At 58.7% G+C, this 19,358-nt stretch carries 19 protein-coding genes, 1 tRNA gene and 1 riboswitch; of the genes, 5 read left to right on the forward strand and 15 right to left on the reverse strand.

From position 1 onward, the window contains the following. Positions 1-16: 16 nt before the first annotated feature. Positions 17-1,009 carry an adenosine kinase gene (locus N434_RS02860; protein ID WP_110755885.1) on the forward strand — a complete coding sequence of 331 codons (993 nt, stop codon included), beginning with the start codon at positions 17-19 and terminating at the stop codon, positions 1,007-1,009. Here the strand turns inward: N434_RS02860 and N434_RS02865 are convergent. Then, positions 1,002-1,535, reverse strand: coding sequence for an SH3 domain-containing protein (locus N434_RS02865; RefSeq protein ID WP_065116085.1), 534 nt, complete (start codon positions 1,533-1,535; stop codon positions 1,002-1,004). The two genes, N434_RS02860 and N434_RS02865, sit on opposite strands and share 8 nt — an antisense overlap. Before the next feature lie 180 nt (positions 1,536-1,715). On the opposite strand from N434_RS02865, the gene N434_RS02870 reads away from it, so the two are divergent. Together N434_RS02870 and N434_RS02875 are read left to right on the forward strand one after the other, a co-directional pair. After that, positions 1,716-2,720 (forward strand): 2-hydroxyacid dehydrogenase, encoded by a 1,005-nt coding sequence (locus N434_RS02870; RefSeq protein WP_065114487.1) that lies wholly within the window; start codon positions 1,716-1,718, stop codon positions 2,718-2,720. 77 nt (positions 2,721-2,797) lie between these two features. Then, the gene (locus N434_RS02875; RefSeq protein ID WP_286172084.1) at positions 2,798-3,457 is read left to right on the forward strand and encodes a hypothetical protein; all 660 of its coding nucleotides are present in this window, start codon (positions 2,798-2,800) and stop codon (positions 3,455-3,457) included. Between the two features lie 72 nt (positions 3,458-3,529). Here the strand turns inward: N434_RS02875 and N434_RS02880 are convergent, their stop codons facing one another. Genes N434_RS02880 through recF form a run of 3 tightly spaced genes read right to left on the reverse strand, consistent with a single transcriptional unit; the run spans position 3,530 to position 5,920 of the window. Beyond that, positions 3,530-4,006, reverse strand: a complete 477-nt coding sequence (locus N434_RS02880; protein WP_065114485.1) for a GNAT family N-acetyltransferase — start codon at positions 4,004-4,006, stop codon at positions 3,530-3,532. Continuing rightward, a complete protein-coding gene (locus N434_RS02885) occupies positions 4,003-4,770 on the reverse strand; it encodes a molybdopterin-synthase adenylyltransferase MoeB (RefSeq protein WP_110755996.1) in 768 nt (255 codons plus the stop codon). The genes N434_RS02880 and N434_RS02885 overlap by 4 nt, the downstream gene beginning before the upstream one ends. Positions 4,771-4,792: 22 nt before the next feature. Continuing rightward, complete coding sequence (recF, locus tag N434_RS02890; protein WP_110755889.1) at positions 4,793-5,920, reverse strand: DNA replication/repair protein RecF; 1,128 nt, start codon at positions 5,918-5,920, stop codon at positions 4,793-4,795. 151 nt (positions 5,921-6,071) lie between these two features. Here recF and N434_RS02895 point away from each other — a divergent pair, with 151 nt between their 5' ends. Further along, positions 6,072-7,175, forward strand: a complete 1,104-nt coding sequence (locus tag N434_RS02895; RefSeq protein ID WP_161991548.1) for an alpha/beta hydrolase — start codon at positions 6,072-6,074, stop codon at positions 7,173-7,175. Between the two features lie 29 nt (positions 7,176-7,204). On the opposite strand, the gene nrdF is transcribed toward N434_RS02895, so the two are convergent. The 8 genes from nrdF to N434_RS02935 all read right to left on the reverse strand — a co-directional run bounded on the left by nrdF (position 7,205) and on the right by N434_RS02935 (position 15,407). After that, entirely contained in the window at positions 7,205-8,179 is a 975-nt protein-coding gene (gene nrdF / locus N434_RS02900; RefSeq protein ID WP_110755893.1) for a class 1b ribonucleoside-diphosphate reductase subunit beta, read from the reverse strand. Positions 8,180-8,195: 16 nt separating this feature from the next. Continuing rightward, complete coding sequence (gene nrdE / locus N434_RS02905) at positions 8,196-10,382, reverse strand: class 1b ribonucleoside-diphosphate reductase subunit alpha (protein WP_110755895.1); 2,187 nt, start codon at positions 10,380-10,382, stop codon at positions 8,196-8,198. Further along, positions 10,370-10,768, reverse strand: a complete 399-nt coding sequence (gene nrdI / locus N434_RS02910) for a class Ib ribonucleoside-diphosphate reductase assembly flavoprotein NrdI (RefSeq protein WP_065114481.1) — start codon at positions 10,766-10,768, stop codon at positions 10,370-10,372. The genes nrdE and nrdI overlap by 13 nt, the downstream gene beginning before the upstream one ends. A gap of 12 nt (positions 10,769-10,780) precedes the next feature. Continuing rightward, entirely contained in the window at positions 10,781-11,002 is a 222-nt protein-coding gene (nrdH, locus tag N434_RS02915) for a glutaredoxin-like protein NrdH (RefSeq protein WP_003524283.1), read from the reverse strand. Between the two features lie 310 nt (positions 11,003-11,312). Next, positions 11,313-11,536, reverse strand: a riboswitch (cobalamin riboswitch). A 133-nt stretch (positions 11,537-11,669) separates the two neighbouring features. Continuing rightward, entirely contained in the window at positions 11,670-12,299 is a 630-nt protein-coding gene (locus tag N434_RS02920) for a nucleoside triphosphate hydrolase (RefSeq protein WP_110755897.1), read from the reverse strand. Beyond that, on the reverse strand, positions 12,296-13,078 hold the full coding sequence (locus N434_RS02925) for an ATP-binding cassette domain-containing protein (protein ID WP_003524281.1): 783 nt from the start codon (positions 13,076-13,078) through the stop codon (positions 12,296-12,298). Before N434_RS02925 ends, N434_RS02920 begins: the two co-directional genes overlap by 4 nt. Then, positions 13,078-14,160 carry an ABC transporter permease gene (locus tag N434_RS02930; protein WP_110755898.1) on the reverse strand — a complete coding sequence of 361 codons (1,083 nt, stop codon included), beginning with the start codon at positions 14,158-14,160 and terminating at the stop codon, positions 13,078-13,080. The genes N434_RS02925 and N434_RS02930 overlap by 1 nt, the downstream gene beginning before the upstream one ends. A gap of 224 nt (positions 14,161-14,384) precedes the next feature. After that, positions 14,385-15,407, reverse strand: a complete 1,023-nt coding sequence (locus N434_RS02935) for a sugar ABC transporter substrate-binding protein (RefSeq protein ID WP_065114478.1) — start codon at positions 15,405-15,407, stop codon at positions 14,385-14,387. 264 nt (positions 15,408-15,671) lie between these two features. On the opposite strand from N434_RS02935, the gene N434_RS02940 reads away from it, so the two are divergent. Beyond that, a complete protein-coding gene (locus N434_RS02940; protein ID WP_110755900.1) occupies positions 15,672-16,904 on the forward strand; it encodes an ROK family transcriptional regulator in 1,233 nt (410 codons plus the stop codon). 46 nt (positions 16,905-16,950) lie between these two features. Here the strand turns inward: N434_RS02940 and recQ are convergent, their stop codons facing one another. The 3 genes from recQ to N434_RS25955 all read right to left on the reverse strand — a co-directional run. Continuing rightward, complete coding sequence (gene recQ, locus N434_RS02945) at positions 16,951-18,759, reverse strand: DNA helicase RecQ (RefSeq protein ID WP_110755902.1); 1,809 nt, start codon at positions 18,757-18,759, stop codon at positions 16,951-16,953. A 271-nt stretch (positions 18,760-19,030) separates the two neighbouring features. Continuing rightward, positions 19,031-19,107: transfer RNA gene (locus N434_RS02950), tRNA-Met, on the reverse strand. A gap of 29 nt (positions 19,108-19,136) precedes the next feature. Next, positions 19,137-19,358 (reverse strand): hypothetical protein (locus tag N434_RS25955; protein WP_210206035.1); only part of this gene is annotated, 222 nt, incomplete at its 5' end.

A 19,358-nucleotide genomic window follows, 5' to 3' on the forward strand; every position in this document is an offset into this window, starting at 1 on the left:
AACCGGATAGGGCTCTATGACGAAATTCGACGTACTGACTGTCGGCAATGCCATCGTCGACATCATCTCCCGCTGCAATGACCGCTTCCTCAACGACAACGCCATCACCAAAGGTGCGATGAACCTCATCGACGCGGAACGCGCCGAGTTGCTTTATTCGCTGATGGGACCGGCTCTCGAAGCCTCCGGCGGCAGCGCGGGTAACACGGCGGCGGGTGTGGCGAATTTCGGCGGCAAGGCCGCCTATTTCGGCAAGGTTGCCGAAGACCAGCTCGGCGAAATCTTCCAGCACGACATCCGCGCGCAGGGTGTCTATTTCGAAACGAAGCCGGAGGGCACGTTCCCGCCGACTGCACGTTCGATGATCTTCGTGACCGAAGACGGCGAGCGTTCGATGAACACCTATCTCGGCGCCTGTGTCGATCTCGGGCCGGAGGACGTGGAGGAAGACGTCGTGGCGCAGACCAAGGTCACCTATTTCGAGGGTTACCTTTGGGATCCGCCGCGCGCCAAGGATGCCATTCGCGAATGCGCCCGCATTGCACATGAAAACGGCCGCGAAGTCTCCATGACGCTTTCCGACAGCTTTTGCGTCGGCCGCTACCGCGAAGAGTTTCTGGACCTGATGCGCTCCGGCACGGTGGACATTGTTTTCGCCAACAAGCAGGAAGCGCTCTCGCTTTACGAAACCGACGACTTCGAACTGGCCCTGACCAAAATCGCCGCCGACTGCAAGATCGCGGCGGTAACGATGAGTGAGGAAGGCGCCGTTATCCTGCGCGGCACCGAACGTGTGAAGGTAGACGCCTACCCGGTGCATGACGTGGTCGATACGACAGGTGCAGGCGATCTTTTCGCCGCCGGTTTCCTGTTCGGTTATACGCAGGACCGGTCGCTTGAAGATTGCGGCAAGCTCGGCTGCCTTGCCGCCGCAGCCGTCATCCAGCAGGTAGGACCGCGCCCGATGTCATCGCTCAGGGCGCTGGGCGCGGAGCACGGCCTTATTTGAAGGCTTCGCCCGGATAGGCACCCCAGATCTCACCCTGGGATACCCAGCCCGAGGCCTGCCCAGCCTCGGCACGGCACCAGTCGCCATTGCATTCGCCGATCCTGAAGACGACGCCCGGTTCCAGCCGGGCGATGACGGCAGCCCCCGACTGTGCCTCGCGGCGCATGTTCACATAGATTTCCTTGCCCTTGCCGCGCATCCACGGAGCGGCGACCGCCGTGCGTTCACCGGACAGCAGAGCCTGGTTGACCCAGCCTTCCGTGCCATCGGCATCACGGATACGCCGCCAGTTTTCATATTCCTGGATGATTTCGACCGGCATGCCCGATTTCAGATACATCCATGACACGGCATAATCCGTGCTGGGGCCGATGCGCATATTGACGCGCTTGGATTTCAGGCTGACAAAACGCGGCAGCGGCAGGCCGCTCGCACCCTTGGCCGCACCCTGCGCCATGGCATCGGTTGCCGCACCGAGGAAGCCCAAAGACAATGCAATGCAAACAATAGAAACCACACTGCGCATGCCCATTTCCGTTTCCCGCCTTCTGCAAACCGGATGATATTTAAGGAGGCTCGTTTCCACATGCCTCAAGCTTCGGCGAGTTTTATTTGTCTTCGCCGGTGGGTCTGGTAGAAACGCCCTGATTGAAAGAAATTATCGCTCTTTCTGGTTAATGACTTCTGAACAAGGCAGCGGCAAACGATGACCCACAAGAAGAGACCGACAGTCTATATCACCCGCAAATTGCCTGACGTCGTCGAAACCAGAATGCGCGAACTCTTCGATGCCGAACTGAATATCGACGATACGCCGCGCAGCGAGGAAGAGCTTGTCGCCGCCATGCAGCGCGTGGACGTGCTGGTGCCGACCGTCACCGACCGCATCACCGCCGCGATGATCGAGCAGGCAGGGCCGCAGCTGAAGCTGATCGCCAGCTTCTCCAACGGTATCGACCATGTGGATGTCGATGCCGCGGCCAGACAAGGCATTACCGTTACCAATACGCCGAATGTGCTGACCGAGGACAGCGCCGACATCACCATGGCGCTGGTGCTTGCCGTGCCGCGTCGCATGATCGAAGGCACGCGTGTGCTTGCCAATGGCGCGGACGAATGGCTCGGCTGGTCCCCGACATGGATGCTGGGACGGCGCATTTCCGGCAAGCGCATCGGCATTGTCGGCATGGGGCGCATCGGAACGGCGGTCGCGCGGCGTGCCAAGGCCTTTGGCCTTTCCATTCATTATCACAACCGCAAACGCGTCAACCCGGCGACGGAAGCGGAGCTTGAGGCGACCTATTGGGACAGCCTCGACCAGATGCTGGCGCGAGTGGATATCGTTTCCGTCAATTGCCCCTCGACACCCGCGACCTATCACCTGATCTCGGCCCGACGGCTGGCGCTGATGCAGCCGACAAGCTACATCGTCAATACCGCACGCGGCGATATCATCGACGAAGCGGCGATGATCCAGTGCCTGCGCGAAGGCAAGATCGCCGGCGCCGGTCTCGATGTCTATGAGAATGAGCCTGCGGTGAACCCCAAGCTCATCAAGCTTGCCAAGGAAGGCAAGGTCGTGCTGCTTCCCCATATGGGTTCGGCGACGATCGAAGGGCGCATCGAAATGGGCGACAAGGTCATCATCAACATCCGCACGCTGTTTGATGGACACCGTCCACCGAACCGGGTGCTGCCGGGGCGAAACTGAGCCGGCTCAGGCAAATCTTGTCCGATCGCCAGATGGAGGGGAGTTCGATGGGAATTCAGGCGAAGTTCTTGCTACTCATGTCTGCCCTGCTCGTTCTGGTCAGCGGCCCGGCCCGGGCTGCTTCGGCCTCACCCGAGGAGACTGCGGAACTTTATTACCGCGCCTGGCTGAATTTTGATCGTGCCAGCATGGTTCGCCTGAACAAGGAATGGGGATCTTCCGGCAACGGCCCGCGCTACACCCACATGGATCTCGTTGCCAACCCGGTCGCGTGGCAGCGTAAAAACAAGGGTATGCACGCGCCCAGCGGAACCACCAACGAACAGTCGGACCAGTTCGCGCGGCTCTGGGTGGCAAGCACGGCGCGGGTGCGCTGTAAGGCAGAACCTGCGCGTATCGGCTCACAATCGCCCACGGGTCTCTTCGTGGCGCGGATAAAGATGAATTGCTCCCTGCCGGATGTCGGGTCTGCCTTCCAGCAACTGAAGGCTGCGGCAAAGGCGGATGAGCTTGGCGACAGAACCCGCATGCCTTCCGCGAAACTCATGAAGCAGATGGTCGAGGCCACGAAGGCGGCTCCGCTCACCCACAGGGTCACGACGGAAATCCAGCTTTTCAGCGGCCCGGATAAAAGCGTCTGGCGTGTCGGATCGGCCGACGTTCAGCCGCATACGGGCCTTGAGCGGGTCTCTTCTGTCTTTCTTTCCCAGATGATGCAGTCCGGCATTTTGCGATAGCGGCGCCATGCAGTCACGGACGGGCTTTTCGACTGTCCCGAGCGGATTATCACAGGGCAGAATTCGATAATCTCAGTCCAGGAATTTGGTCATTTCGATCGAGGTCGTCCGATCATAACCGGCATGGGCGTTTTCAGCAGTCCTGACGAAACCCCAGGCGGCAAACCTGGCGTGATTGGCAAGGAGTTCGATACGGGTTTCCAGCCGCAGCGCCGGCAGCGCCAATTCGCGGGCCAGCGCTTCGGATTGCTGCAAGAACATCCTGCCGATACCCCTGCCCTGCGCTTTCGGGGAAACACATAACTTGCCGATGTAAAGAGAGGCTGGCGGCTCCGGCCTGCAGAACATGCAGCCCAGCAACTCATCGCCATCCAGCGCCAGGAAGGCGATCTCCGCCCTCGCCTTCTCGGCAAGATTTTCCAGCGTCAGGCGGTGGGCCGAAGATGGCGGGTCGATGACGCCATCCATATAAGCGAAAGAGGACATGATGAGCGCCAGCAATTCCTGCCAGCGGTCGAATTCTTCCCCAACCCTTGCGATCCGGATCATGGTTTCCTTCCCCCTGGCCGGCGTTTGTAACGCACCGTTTCAAAGCGGGCCGACAGGGCATCGTAAAGCAGCAGGCGGCCGATCAGCGGTTCACCGGCACCGGTGATCACCTTGATTGCCTCCATGGCCATGAGGGTGCCGATGACCCCGGTCAGCGCGCCGACAATGCCCGTTTCCGCGCAATTGGGAATGAGACCCTGCGGCGGCGGCTCCGGGAACAGATCGCGGTAACCCGGCAGAAGAGTGCCCTCGGCGTTGGTTTCATAAGGTTTCAATACGGTGACAGAGCCATCGAAACGGCCGACGGCGCCGGTGACCAGCGGCCTCTTCGCAGTCTCCGCTGCATCGGCGGCGGCATAACGCGTATCGAAATTATCCGAACCATCGATCAGGAGATCGAAGGAGGGCAGATGGTCATGCGCCCAGACCTGCGAAAAGCGCTCCTCATGAACAAGCGTGCGGACCTGCGGATTAAGCCGCGCTATGGCCTTGCGGGCACTTTCCGTTTTCAGCTCACCGATGGTGCCGGTGTCGTGGATCACCTGCCGCTGGAGATTGGAGAGGGAAACCACATCGTCATCGATCATGCCGAGCGTGCCGACACCGGCGGCGGCGAGATAATGAAGGACGGGCGCGCCGAGGCCGCCCGCGCCAATGACGAGCACCCGCGCCGCCTTCAGCCGCTGCTGGCCGGCTCCGCCGATTTCCGGCAGCAGGATGTGGCGCTTGTAGCGTTCGATTTCTTCCGGGCTCAGCGGATCCATACCGCCCTCCATCTCTTAGCCATCATGCCGTGATGCTCCCGTGGGAAACATTCAAGAATTGCGCGCGTTCGCCGAGAGCGGAAAACATGGCCGCATCGGTCCCGGTCATGAAACTCTGGCCGCCAAGCGCGTGGATGAGATCGAACAAAGCGGCCCGCCTGCCCTCGTCCAGATGGGCGGCGATCTCGTCCAGCAGCAGAACCGGCGCATAGCCGGTCATATTGGCGGTGAGCTGCGCATGGGCAAGCACCAGCCCCACCAGAAGCGCTTTCTGCTCACCCGTCGAACAGCGTTCGGCTTCCATATCCTTTTCCGCATGGCGCACGAAGAGATCAACACGGTGCGGCCCATCCAGGGTGCGACCGGCGGCGGCGTCACGATACCGGCCGTCGCGCAACATAAGCCTATATTCATCTTCCAGATCGACGGCGGGGCGATTGAGCCCGTCGTCCATGAAACCGGAGAGCGCAAGCGCCGCCGACGGAAAGGCGGCATTGCCCGCCCGTCCCTCAATCAGGCTCTTCAACAGGCCAAGCATTTCATAACGGGCAACCGCCATCGAGATGCCGAGTTCGGCCATCTGTTTTTCGATACCGTCCAGCCATACCGGATCGAAGCGACCTTCCGAAAGCAGGCGGTTGCGGCCACGCATGGCTTTTTCAAAATCGCCTGCCCGCCGCCCGTGGGCCGGATCAAGCGATAGTACCAGCCTGTCGAGAAAACGCCGGCGGTCCGATGATGAGCCGGTAAAAAGGCCATCCATGGCGGGTGTCAGCCACAGAACCCGCAGATGATCGGTCAGTTCGTCGACGGATTTTACCGGCGTACCGTTCAGCCGCAGACGACGCGACACCACCTCGCCGTCCCCTTCAATTCCGGTACCGATGGCGACATCGCCATCCATGCCCTCGACATCGGCAAAGATCGAAAAACCGGTTGCCTCCGCACCAACCCGCGTCACATCCGACAGGGTGGCTCGGCGCAGGCCCCTTCCGGGCGAGAGGAAGGAGACAGCCTCCAGCAGATTGGTCTTGCCGGAGCCGTTGTCGCCCGTCAGCACCACATGCCGGTCATCAAGCGCAAGCGCCGCCGCCGCATAGTTGCGGAAGTCCGTGAGTTTCAGCCGTAAAAGCGACACCTTGTTCGTCATCTGTACGGCCTAAAACGAACATGGCCGGATGGCAAGCAGTGGAATGGCCATCCGCGTCAAACACCCGCACGGCAATGCAATTCATTCTCCAGTAGCAACTTTTTCAGCGGCCGGTTATTTATGGGCCGTCCTTATCACCGGTAGCCCGTTCATGCGTCTTGTCTTTTCGCTGCTTCTCACTCTCGGTCTTCTTTCATCCTGCGCAGGCCGGCCCGGGGCGGACGTGCTACAGGCCGTAAACACCAGGACCCACGACACGAAAATCGTGACGGCCTATGTGGCCAGCACGCGGGAGAAAAACGAGGACGCGAAAAAGGGCTTCGGCACCCAGCGTGCGATGCAGCCAAACTACGCAAGCTTCGATATTTCCATTCCGCCCAGCCATAAAAGCGGGAAAATCGAATGGTCGAGCGGCAAGCCGGATCCGAACAAGGATTTTGTCGTCACGCGGGCCGATATGCTGACGAAAGCGCGCTTCAATGCCGATCTGGGTGACGTGGCCCGATCCGGCAAGCAGATCGCACTTTTTGTGCATGGCTATAATTACAGCTATCAGGAAGCCCTGTTCCGGGCGGCACAAATGGCTGCCGACGCCAAGATGGACGGCGTGCCGCTGGTATTTTCCTGGCCATCACAGGCCAATGTCGCCGGCTATGTCGCCGACAAGGAATCTGCGACCTTTTCACGCGATGCGCTCGCCGCACTGTTGACCGACCTTACCCGTCAGACCCCGCGAAAGAGCGTCGTCGTGTTCGGCCACAGCATGGGCGGCTGGCTGGTCATGGAAGCCCTGCGGCAATTGCGCCTTGAGGGCAGGAACGATGTCATCGCCAAGCTGCAGGTGGTGCTGGCTGCGCCTGACATCGACGCCGATGTCTTCCGCAAGCAGATCGAAGTGGTCGGCCGGCTCAGCCCGCCACTTACCGTTCTCGTTTCCAAAGACGATCGGGCCCTTAAGGCATCCTCCATTCTGGGCGCGGATGTCACCCGCATCGGCGCGCTTGACGTGACCGACCCGCAGGTGCAGGAGGCCGCCCTGAAGGAGGGCGTGCAATTCATCGATATTTCCAAACTCGAGGCTTCCGATCCGCTCAACCATGACCGCTATGCGGCGCTGGCCTCCATGGTGCCGCAGCTGGAATCCAGCAGACGCGGGGGCGACATCAACAGTGCGGGTGCCTTCGTGTTCGATGCGATCGGCGCAACCGTCTCCAGCCCCTTCCGCCTTGCAAGCCAGGTGGTGAACCCGCAGTAGTTTCTGCGGGTTTCAGCGCACATCCCACTTCAGAAATCCCAGTCCTCGTCCTCGGTGGCGACCGCCTTGCCAATGACATAGGACGAGCCGGAACCGGAGAAGAAGTCGTGGTTTTCGTCAGCATTGGGCGAGAGCGCGGAGAGGATCGCCGGATTGACGCGGCAGGCCTCGGCCGGAAACAGCGCCTCGTAGCCCAGATTCATCAGGGCCTTGTTGGCGTTGTAATGCAGGAACTGCTTGACGTCCTCCGTCAGACCGACGCCGTCATAAAGGTCTTCGGTATATTTCGCCTCGTTGTCGTAAAGCTCCAGAAGCAGGTCGAAGGCAAAATCCTTGATCTCCTGTCTTTCCTTCTCACCGAGCCGATCCACCGCCCGCTGGAACTTGTAGCCGATGTAATAGCCGTGCACGGCCTCGTCGCGGATGATCAGACGGATCAAATCCGCCGTGTTGGTGAGCTTGGCGCGGCTTGACCAGAACATCGGCAGATAGAAGCCTGAATAGAACAGGAAGCTTTCCAGAAACACGCTGGCGATCTTCTTTTTTAGCGGGTCACCACTGTCATATTCCCGCATGATGAGCGCCGATTTGCGCTGCAGGAACTCGTTTTCCTCGGACCAGCGATAGGCATCGTCGACATCAGGGGTGAGGCACAGTGTCGAGAAGATCGACGAATAGGAACGGGCGTGCACGGCCTCCATGAAGGAGATGTTGGAAAGCACCGCCTCCTCATGCGGCGTTGCCGAATCCGCCATCAGGCGCACGGCGCCGACGCCGTTCTGAATAGTGTCGAGCAATGTCAGCCCGGTGAAGACGCGGATCGTCAGCTTCTGCTCTTCCGGCTTCAGCGTTCCCCAGGAGGGGATGTCATTGGAGAGCGGCACCTTTTCCGGCAACCAGAAATTCGAGGTCAGGCGGTTCCACACTTCGAGATCCTTGTCGTCCTCGATGCGGTTCCAGTTGACCGCACGGATGCGGGACACGGGTTTTACGACGATATTCATTCTCTTGTCCCTCAATTCAGAGCGTGCAGGAAACGCAGCCCTGAACCTGCGTGCCTTCCAGCGCCATCTGGCGCAAACGGATGTAATAGATGGTCTTGATGCCCTTCTTCCAGGCGTAGATCTGCGCCCGGTTGATATCGCGCGTCGTGGCGGTATCGCGGAAGAACAGCGTCAGCGACAGGCCCTGATCGACATGCTGGGTGGCCGCAGCATAGGTATCGATGATCTTTTCAGGGCCGATTTCATAGGCATCCTGGTAATATTCGAGATTGTCGTTCGAGAGATAAGAAGCCGGGTAATAAACTCGGCCGATCTTGCCCTCTTTGCGGATTTCGATCTTCGAGACGATCGGATGAATGGAAGAGGTGGAGTGGTTGATATAGGAGATCGAGCCGGTGGGTGGCACGGCCTGAAGGTTCTGGTTATAGAGGCCGGACGCCATGACCTCCTGCTTCAAGGCCTTCCAGTCTTCCTGCGTCGGAATGGCAATGCCGGCCTTTTCGAACAGCACCCTCACCTTCTCGGTCTCCGGCAGCCATTCCCGGTCGGTATATTTGTCGAAATATTCGCCGGAAGCATATTTGGAATTTTCAAAGCCCTTGAAGCTCTGACCTCTTTCCACCGCCAGCCGGTTGCTCGCACGGATGGCGTGATAGGTCACCGTGTAGAAATAGATATTGGTGAAATCGATGCCCTCTTCGGAGCCATAGAAAATGCGTTCGCGCGCCAGATAACCGTGCAGGTTCATCTGGCCAAGCCCGATGGCGTGGCTGGCGTCATTACCCTTTTCCACCGAGGGCACGGAGGAGATATGGCTCATATCCGACACCGCCGTCAGCGCCCGGATGGACGTTGCGATCGTCTTGCCGAAATCGGCGGAATCCATTGCGGCGGCAATATTGAGCGAACCGAGATTACACGAAATATCCTTGCCCATGTGGCTGTAGGAGAGATCGGCATTGAACTCGCTCGCCTCGCTGACCTGCAGGATTTCCGAGCAGAGATTGCTCATGCTGATACGGCCGGCGACCGGATTGGCGCGGTTCACCGTATCCTCGAACATGATGTAGGGGTAACCGCTCTCGAACTGGATTTCAGCGATGATCTGGAAGAATTCGCGCGCCTTGATCTTCTTCTTGCGGATGCGGCTGTCGGCGACCATCTCATGATATTTTTCGCTGACCGAAATCTCTGTCAACGGCACGCCATAAACCCGCTCCACATCATAAGGCGAGAACAGGTACATATCCTCGTTATTGCGGGCGAGTTCAAAGGTAATATCGGGGATCACAACACCGAGCGACAGGGTCTTGATACGGATTTTTTCATCCGCATTTTCGCGCTTCGTATCGAGGAAGCGCATGATATCCGGGTGATGGGCGTGCAGATAGACAGCACCCGCGCCCTGGCGTGCGCCAAGCTGGTTGGCGTAGGAAAAGCTGTCTTCCAGAAGCTTCATCACGGGGATGACGCCGGAAGACTGGTTTTCGATCTGTTTGATCGGCGCTCCGGCCTCGCGAATATTGGTCAAGGACAGCGCCACGCCGCCACCGCGCTTGGAAAGCTGCAGGGCGGAATTGATGGAGCGGCCGATGCTCTCCATATTGTCTTCCACGCGCAGCAGAAAACACGAGACCAGCTCACCGCGGCTCTTCTTGCCGGCGTTGAGAAAGGTCGGCGTTGCCGGCTGGAAGCGGCCGGAAATGATCTCGTCCATCAGATCACGGGCAAGCTGCTCGTCACCGCGCGCCAGAGCCAGCGCCACCATGCAGACGCGATCCTCATAACGCTCGAGATAACGTTTTCCGTCGAAGGTCTTCAGCGTGTAGGAGGTGTAATATTTGAACGCCCCGAGAAATGTCGGAAAGCGGAACTTCCGGGCATAGGCTTCGTCATAGAGATCGCGGACGAAATTGAAGGAATACTGATCCAGAACCTCCTGCTCGTAATATCCTTCCGTCACCAGATAATCGAGCTTTTCCCTGAGGTTATGGAAAAACACCGTGTTCTGGTTGACGTGCTGGAGGAAATATTGCCGGGCGGCAAGGCGATCCTTGTCGAGCTGGATCTTTCCGTTCTCGTCATAAAGGTTCAGCATCGCGTTCAGCGCGTGGTAGTCCAGCCCCGTATCAACAGGTTTCTGGCTTGCGGCTACCGGCTGTTTGGCGTCCTTGCGCAGCGCGCCTGAGGTCAGCGTGTCCAAAATCGTTCCAATCCATGTTTGACGTTGACGACATCTTCCTCCGTGCCGAGAAGCTCGAAGCGATAGAGAAACGGCACCGCGCATTTACGCGAGACGATGTCTCCGGCGGATGCGAAAGCTGCGCCAAAATTCGTGTTTCCAGCCGCGATGACGCCGCGAATGAGATTTCGGTTGGAGGGCTCGTTCAAAAACCGGATGACCGGCTTGGGCACGGCCCCTTTCGGGCCGCCGCCCCCATAGGTGGGGGTGACGAGCACATAGGGCTCCGATACATGGGGCACATCTTCTTCAGCGCCGAGCGGCAGGCGAAACAATCGCCGCCCCAGTTTCAGAAGAAAGCGATGGGTGTTTTCAGAGCGGCTGGAATAATAGACGATCAGCCCCATCACACCGACGCCTCAGCTGATCGAGCCGATCATATCAGGCCGGAAACCCGCCCAATGCCGTTCGCCGGCGACAACGACGGGAACCTGCATGTAACCGAGACCCCGCACATGATCGAGCGCATCCGCATCTTCGGAAATATCGACGATCTCATAAGGGACGCCGATGCGGTCGAGCGCGCGATAGGTGGCGGTGCATTGGACGCAGGCAGGCTTGCTGTAAACGGTGACGGTCATAATTTCCTCTCTCGAAGCCGGTTTCGGACACGGCTCAACATTGCCGATTGCAATCGCAATCGGGTGGCGGTGGATCTGTCATTCAGGTGAGGCGCGCGGCCCAGGCAACTCCTCGCATTTCGGGATGGAACCGGCGCCGGTTTCCCTGAAAATGCTGCAAGTCGCAGAAAATCACTCTCTACGCCGACGAGCGCAGCAACTTAAAGAAATGCACTGGCATGACTTCACCCCGAAGCTTGTTCTGGAGGGGGCAGAAAAGGGAGAACGCAAATCATTTGCGTCATACACCTTCCTCCGGACACCCCGCCCGTGGACGTTTGCGCTCAAGGCAGGTCTCCTGACTTGCGGGTCACAACATCTATTCCGGCCTTCCCGGAGCTTTTAGCCCCAGTGACCCAAATCGGAACGATGCTCACCGCTTACAGTTGCGGGGGCAGTTTCGGCCTTGCTCCGCCACGATGGCGTTGCGCACCGAATTCCCGTCTTAGCTTCCAATCCTTGCGAATCGGAAGAACCTCGAACACCACATATAGTATATGAGGAAATTTTCGCGTCAACGAATAGACACACAAAAGCCCCACCCTGTGGATCAAAAAGATTCAACACATGGTCAATAAAGGCTTAACGGCAAATGCGCCTTGCCGCTCAGTGACGGGAAAGCGTTAACCTATTCCCAGATATCGATGCGAATATCGGCAGAACGGGCGTTCTCGATCACCCTTTTTCCGTTGGGAAGATCGTTTTCAAAAAGTTTGGCATGGATCGCATCCGCATCGAGACCATAGCCCTGCCATCTGTTGCGCAGCCTCTCCTCAAGCACGGCGACGGATGGCCCAACGAAAATGGTAAGGTCGAAGCTCTCGGAAAGTGCCGTCCACGGCGCCTCGTTCAGCAGCAGATAATTGCCTTCAGCAAGGATAAAGCGTGTTTCCGGCGCAATCGCCCGGGCAGACGCTATGGCGATCTCGCGGGAACGGTCGAAAACCGGGACAAGCACTTCCTGCCCGCCCTTGCGGACGGCAGAGACGATATCGAGGAAGCCACGCACATCGAACGTTTCGGGCGCGCCCTTGCGCGGCAGCAGCCCGCGCTCTTCAAGGATGCCATTGTCCATATGGAAGCCATCCATGGGCAGCACGGCGGCGGTTTCGCCCCGCGCCAGCAAAGCACCATAAAGCGCGTCCGCCAGCGTGGATTTGCCGGCCCCAGGGGGACCGGCAATGGCAATGATAAAACGAGATTTGCCCTCTGCCCGCCGAAGAACGTCTTCGGCGATCGTCTCAAGCTTCAGCGTCATGCGGCAAGCGTTTCCTTCGGCGCTTCCTTGGCGCCGGTCATGAAGGCGACGGCGTCGGACATGGAGTAGTCCTTCGGATTGATGACGCACAGGCGCTTGCCGAGCCGATGGATATGGATGCGATCCGCGACCTCGAAGACATGCGGCATGTTATGCGAGATGAGAACGATCGGCAGGCCGCGGGAGCGCACATCCAGAATAAGCTCCAGAACACGGCGGCTTTCCTTGACGCCCAGCGCCGCCGTCGGCTCGTCGAGGATGACGACCTTGGAGCCGAAAGCCGCCGCGCGCGCCACGGCCACACCCTGACGCTGGCCGCCGGAGAGGGTTTCCACCGCCTGATTGATGTTCTGGATCGTCATTAGGCCGAGTTCCGACAGTTTTTCGCGGGCGAATTTTTCCATGGCCGGGCGATCCAGCGCCCGGAACAGGCTACCCTGAATGCCGGGTTTACGGATTTCCCGGCCGAGGAACATATTGTCGGCTATGGAAAGCGCCGGCGACAGCGCGAGGTTCTGATACACCGTCTCGATGCCCGCCTTGCGCGCCTCGATCGGCGAGCGGAACTGGACGGGCTGGCCTTCCAGCCTGATCTCTCCCTCATCGGGCGTCACCGCGCCGGAAATCGCCTTGATAAGCGAGGATTTGCCGGCGCCATTGTCGCCGATCACGGCCAGGATTTCACCCGGATAGAGATCGAAATCGGCATGGTCGAGGGCGGTCACGCGGCCATAACGTTTGACGAGATTGCGTGCTGTGAGAATGGGTTCTTTTGCCATCAGCCTGCTACCTTTCTGATCCACTGGTCGATTGCGACAGCCATGATGATAAGGACGCCGATCAACAGATAGGTCCATTGCGGGTCGGTTCCGATGAGCCTGAGGCCGAGCGAAAAGACACCGACGATCAGGGCGCCGAAGATCATGCCCATGATGGAGCCGCGCCCGCCGAACAGCGACAGGCCGCCAATAACCACCGCAGTGATGGATTCGATATTGGCAAATTGGCCGGCGGTCGGTGAAACCGAGCCGATGCGGCCGATGAGGGCCCAACCGGCAAAGGCGCAGATGAGACCGGACAGGGTGTAAACGGTCGTCAGCATGCGCTTGACGTTGACACCGGCAAGTTCGGCGGCATCCGGATCGTCACCGACAGCATAAAGATGGCGACCCCAGGCGGTGCGGTTCAGCACATACCAGAGCAGGGCGACGAGCAGGACCATGGCGATGACGCCATAGGTGAAGACCGCATTGCCGAAACGGATATTGGCGCCGAAGAATTGCAGGATCGGCGCCTGCTGGGCGATATCCTGGGCGCGGATCGTCTCATTCGCGGAATAAAGGAAGTTGGTCGCCAGCACGATCTGCCACATGCCGAGCGTGACGATGAAGGGCGGCAGGCGCATGCGCGAGACCAGTACGCCATTGATGAAACCGCAGAATGCGCCAACGGCGAGACCGCAGAGAATGGAAAGCTCCGCCGGCAAGCCATAGCGGAAGGTAAACTGCCCCATGACGACGGAAGACAGAACCATGATCGCGCCGACCGAAAGATCGATGCCCGCCGTCAGGATGACCAGCGACTGCGCTGCGCCAACGATGCCGACGATCGCGACCTGCTGCAGGATGAGGGTCAACGAGAAGGCCGAGAAGAACTTGCCGCCGAGGAGCAGGCCAAAAACAGTCAGCGACAGCACCAGAACGATAAGCGGCACAGCCGCCGGACTGGAATGGAGAAAATGCTGGAATTTTTCCAGCGCACTCTTGTCGTGCGTATCGAAAGCGGCAACCTGTGTCGAACTTCCTGAAAGCACCTTTTCAAATTCATTATGCGGCTGAGCCCGCACCGGCTGATCGCTCATGGATTTTCCTCCCGATCGCTCCATCGCATCTGCCCTCGAACCGGGCCTCTTTAAAAGGAGAATGATGCGTAGATTCAAAGTGTTGTGAGGCAGCCCACGTCATTCTCGGAGAATATGGGGCGCGCTCGTTTGTTCCTTTGTCCGATCCCCCGGATCGTGCCTGAAATCATTCTGGTCCAAGGGCGGGGGCAAAAAATGCCCCCGCGGGTTTCAACGGTGAGGCATCAACCCCAGCACTTGTTGAGACCTTCCTTCGTGTCGATCGAGTCGAGGCCATTGACCGGCTTGTCGGTCACCAGCTTCACACCGGTATCGACGAAATTCTTGCCTTCGGTCGGCTTCGGCTTTTCACCCGTATCGGCAAACTTCTTGACAGCTTCGACGCCGAGAGCCGCCATCAACAGCGGGTATTGCTGCGAGGTCGCGCCGATCACGCCTTCCGCAACGTTCTTCACACCAGGGCAACCGCCATCGACGGAAACGATCAGAACGTCCTTTTCGCGGCCCACCGCCTTCAGCGCCTCATAAGCACCGGCAGCTGCGGGCTCATTGATGGTGTGAACGACGTTGATTGTCGGATCCTTCTGCAGCAGGTTTTCCATCGCCGCACGGCCGCCTTCTTCATTGCCGTTGGTGACGTCATGGCCGACGATGCGCGGATCGTCTTCGTCGCCGATCTTGTTGATGTCCTTCACATCAATGCCAAAGCCTTTCATGAACCCCTGGTTGCGCAGCACATCCACAGTCGGCTGGGAGGGGGTGAGGTTGAGGAAGGCGATTTTCGCGTCCTTGGCCTTGTCACCGAGCGTGCCGGCCGCCCATTTGCCGATCAGTTCGCCAGCCAGGAGATTATCGGTGGCGAAAGTGGAATCGGCGGCATCGACGGGCTCCAGAGGCGTGTCGAGGGCGATCACCAGAAGACCGGCATCACGGGCCTTCTGCACGGCCGGAACGATGCCCTTGGTGTCCGATGCGGTGATCAGGATACCCTTGGCGCCATCGGCGATGCAGGTCTCGATGGCGGCTACCTGGCTTTCGGAATCGCCATCAATCTTGCCGGCATAGGATTTCAGCGTCACGCCGAGTTCTTTGGCCTTGGCGGTCGCGCCTTCCTTCATCTTGACGAAGAAGGGATTGGTGTCGGTCTTGGTAATGAGGCAAACCGACGTATCGGCGGCGGACGCGACGGAAGCAAAAGAAACGCCAAGCGCAAGCGCGCCCAAAAGAGCGGAAACAGTGGTCTTCATGAGATCCTCCCAATGGATATTTGAGCACCATGACGGTTGCCCGACGATCTCGTCTCCTCCGAGAACAGCGACCGTTGACCCAGATGGAACCACCAAAGGAAACGGCTGTCAATAAATAAATCCGATTGAATTATTAATTCCGTATGGCATTCTAATCTCCGGCAGGGAGGAATATTGCAGCGGTCGTTTACGTTGCGATAGCAAGATTGCCATAAAGCCTGCCGGTATCGCCCGTGCAGATATCGCGGGCGGGAGGATGACATTATGAGACAATCTGTCGAGACGGCGCCGCCTGCGCCGCCCACCATTATGGATATCAGCGGCGGCGCGAACCAGATCGGGGTACGTGCCTATAATGAGCGGCTGGTGCTGTCCCTTGTTCGCCGCCATGGCGGATTGTCGAAAGCGGAAATATCCAGACTTTGCGGACTTTCTGCGCAGACAGTTTCGGTCATCATGCGCTCTCTCGAGAAAGACGGGCTTCTCGTTCGGGGTGAAAGGTTGCGCGGGAAGGTCGGACAGCCCTCAACGCCGATGCGCCTCAATCCCGACGCCGTCTTCTCTTTTGGCGTGAAGATCGGCCGGCGCAGCGTCGATCTGGTGCTGATGGATTTTGTCGGCCGGATAAAGCTCAAGCTTCGCAAGACCTATCCTTACCCCCTGCCGGAATGGATATTGCCATTCGTGATCGAAGGCATAACGGAACTCGAATCGAAATTGCCCCCGGCTGACCGGAAAAAAATTGCCGGAGTGGGCATCGCCGCCCCGTTCGAATTGTGGAACTGGGCGCAGGAAGTGGGGGCGCCTCAGGCCGAGATGGAACGTTGGCGGGATGTCGATATCCGCTCGGAAATCGCCGAAAACGTTCGCTATCCGGTTTTTCTGCAGAATGACGCCACGAGTGCCTGTGGTGCCGAACTGGTTTTTGGCGCCGGCCAGAACTACGCCGATTTTCTCTATATCTTCATCGGTTCCTTTATCGGAGGTGGAGTCGTTTTGAATTCGGCGCTGTTTTCCGGAAAAACGGGTACCGCCGGCGCAATCGGCCCGCTGCCGGTGCAGGGAGAGGATGGCAACACGGTTCAGCTGCTCAAGATCGCTTCGATCTTCGTTCTGGAAAACATGTTGCGTGAACGGGATATCGATCCACGCCCCCTGTGGTTCTCTCCGGATGAATGGATCGATTTCGGTGAACCGCTGGAAAGCTGGATCAACAAGACCGCCGCCGCACTGGCACAGGCCGTCATTGCCGCCGCTTCCATCATCGATTTTTCCAGCGTCATCATCGATGGCGGTTTTCCCGACTGGGTCAGAACGAGGATCGTTTCTGCCACCCGGCTGGCCCTCAAGCACCACGATCTTCAAGGCGTCACGCTGCCGGAGATTATCGAAGGCGCGGTCGGCAGTCAGGCCCGGGCAATCGGCGGCGCGAGCCTGCCCCTGTTCTCCCGTTATCTCATCGATCAGAACGTTCTGTTCAAGGACACGACAGGATAACGCCGAACGCCTTCAATCTATAACGACGCGCTGGATCTATCGGCGGTCAATCACCGGCGGCATGCTGCATGATCGCTTCGAGAAAGGCGGGGCCGTAACGCTCCAGTTTGCTGTCCCCCACACCGGCAATCTGCGCCATCTCCCTCGCCGAAGCCGGCTTTACCGCCGCGAGTTCGATGAGGGTCTTGTCGTGAAAAATCACATAGGGCGGAACGTTCTGCGCCCTGGCAATTTCCATGCGCTTTGCCCGCAGCGCCTCGAAGAGACCGCGATCCGCCTCCGGCAAAGCCGTCGACGCCGCGTTGCGCGGCGTCTGCTGCCTGCCGGCGCGACGGGCCGATGGGATTCTCAGCATCAGGGACGGTTTTTCGCGCAGAAACCGCCTTCCCTCTTCGGAAATGGACAGTCCGCCATGCCCGGATAAGTCAACCGCGATCAGTCGCAGCGCTACAAGCTGGCGCAAAATGGCCCGCCAAGCGCGATTATCGTGTTCCTTGCCTATTCCATATGTGGTGAGGCGATCATGCCCGAAGCGGGAAATCCGCTCGTCCTCGACGCCCAGCAGGACACGGATGACATAAGCCTGCCCGAAACGTTCTCCAGTGCGATAAATGCAGGACAGCAGCTTTTGAGCGGCGATGGCTCCGTCGAACAGATCCGGCGGCTCGGCGCAGGTATCGCAATTGCCGCATGGCTCGCACCGGTCGCCGAAATAGGACAGCAGGACCTGCCTGCGGCAGCTGGCGGTTTCCGCAAGGCCAAGCAACGCATCGAGCTTCTGCCGTTCCATATATTTGCGCTGGTCCGCGGCATCCGATTCTTCGATGAAGCGGTTTCGCAGGGCAATGTCTTCGTAGCCGTAAAGCATCAGCACATCGCAGGGCAGGCCATCGCGGCCGGCACGGCCGGTCTCCTGGTAATAGGCCTCGATGCTGCCGGGCAGGTCAATATGAACCACGAATCGCACATCCGGCTTGTCGATACCCATGCCGAAAGCAACGGTTGCGACGATGATCACCGCCTCGCCGTGCTGGAAGCGGGTCTGATTTTCCTCGCGGGCGGCCTTGTCCATGCCGGCGTGATAGGGCAGTGCATCGCGCCCCTCTTCCCGCAGCCAGGTGGCCGTTTCGTCCACCTTGCGCTTCGACAGGCAATAAACAATTCCACTTTCATTCTCCCGGCCGCCAAGAAAACGTTTCAGCTGGGCGCGGGGATTGTCCTTCTCCATGATCGCATAACGGATGTTGGGCCGGTCAAATCCGGCTATGAAGGCGTCACCTTCATCAATCGCGAGATGTCCAAGAATCTCGGTGCGGGTGGGCTCATCCGCCGTCGCCGTCAGCGCCATGCGCGGTGTCTTCGGGAAACGCTCGATCAGCATATCGAGCTGGCGATAAGGCGGGCGGAAATCATGCCCCCATTGCGACAGGCAATGCGCTTCATCAACCGCTATCAGGGAGAGGTCAATGGATTGAAGCGCATCCAGGACATCCGGCTTAAGAAGGGTCTCCGGCGCGGCATAAAGAATATCGACATTGCCGGCCCGCATATCGCGCCAGAGTGTCCGTCTCTCATCCGGAGAGAGATCGGAGTTGAGAGCCTCGGCCCGTATGCCAGCTTGACGCAGAGCCGCTACCTGATCGACCATCAACGCAATGAGCGGTGAGACGATCAGCCCCATACCTTTGAGGGCAAGGGCTGGAATCTGGTAACAAAGTGACTTTCCGCCACCTGTCGGCATCAGGACGAAGGCATTGTTTCCCGCCATCACATGCTGGATGATTTCGGCCTGCCGCCCGCGGAAGGTGTCGTAGCCGTAAACTGTCTTGAGTATCTGCAAGGGGTCGGCGGTCACGGCAGCTTTCTTCTGGATTCGGCGTTTTCCGCATCATGGCGAGTTTGCCTTGTATGGCAATCCCGGGATTGAACTGGTGGTGCGAGCCGGCGCTGTGGCTGCAAGTTTTTGAAGCTGCTTTTTGTTCTTCGCTGTGTTTTTGGATAGGCTGAGACTGCAACGCAGTGAAGACAAAAGGTTGGTTTGTCCGGTGCTTGTGATTTTTTTGTTTTTAACGTCTTTGCGGAGACAAAAAACTCCTGGCTGGTTAGCCCGGGGAGTTTTATTGATTTGGTTGCGGGGGCAGGATTTGAACCTGCGGCCTTCAGGTTATGAGCCTGACGAGCTACCGGGCTGCTCCACCCCGCGTTAACCGACTTTTTGCGTTCGCAAAAATGTCATTCCCAGCGACAAGTTCGCAGAACTTGTCGCGAGAGCGTAACCGCATTGCGGTTATGCTTGGTGCCGGAGCAAATTGCCGAAGGCGATTTGTCTCCTTTAAGGGACGCACGAGGCGTCTTTTTATTATTCTGGTCTTGAACGACAAAAGGCCGCATGAGCGGCCCTTTTGTATCGGCTGGGCCGAATTTTGTGAGTGAGAAGATTTGATGTTGCGTTTT

This window comes from Rhizobium sp. UGM030330-04, from assembly GCF_003208455.1.
GTDB classification, from domain to species: domain Bacteria; phylum Pseudomonadota; class Alphaproteobacteria; order Rhizobiales; family Rhizobiaceae; genus Agrobacterium; species Agrobacterium rhizogenes_A.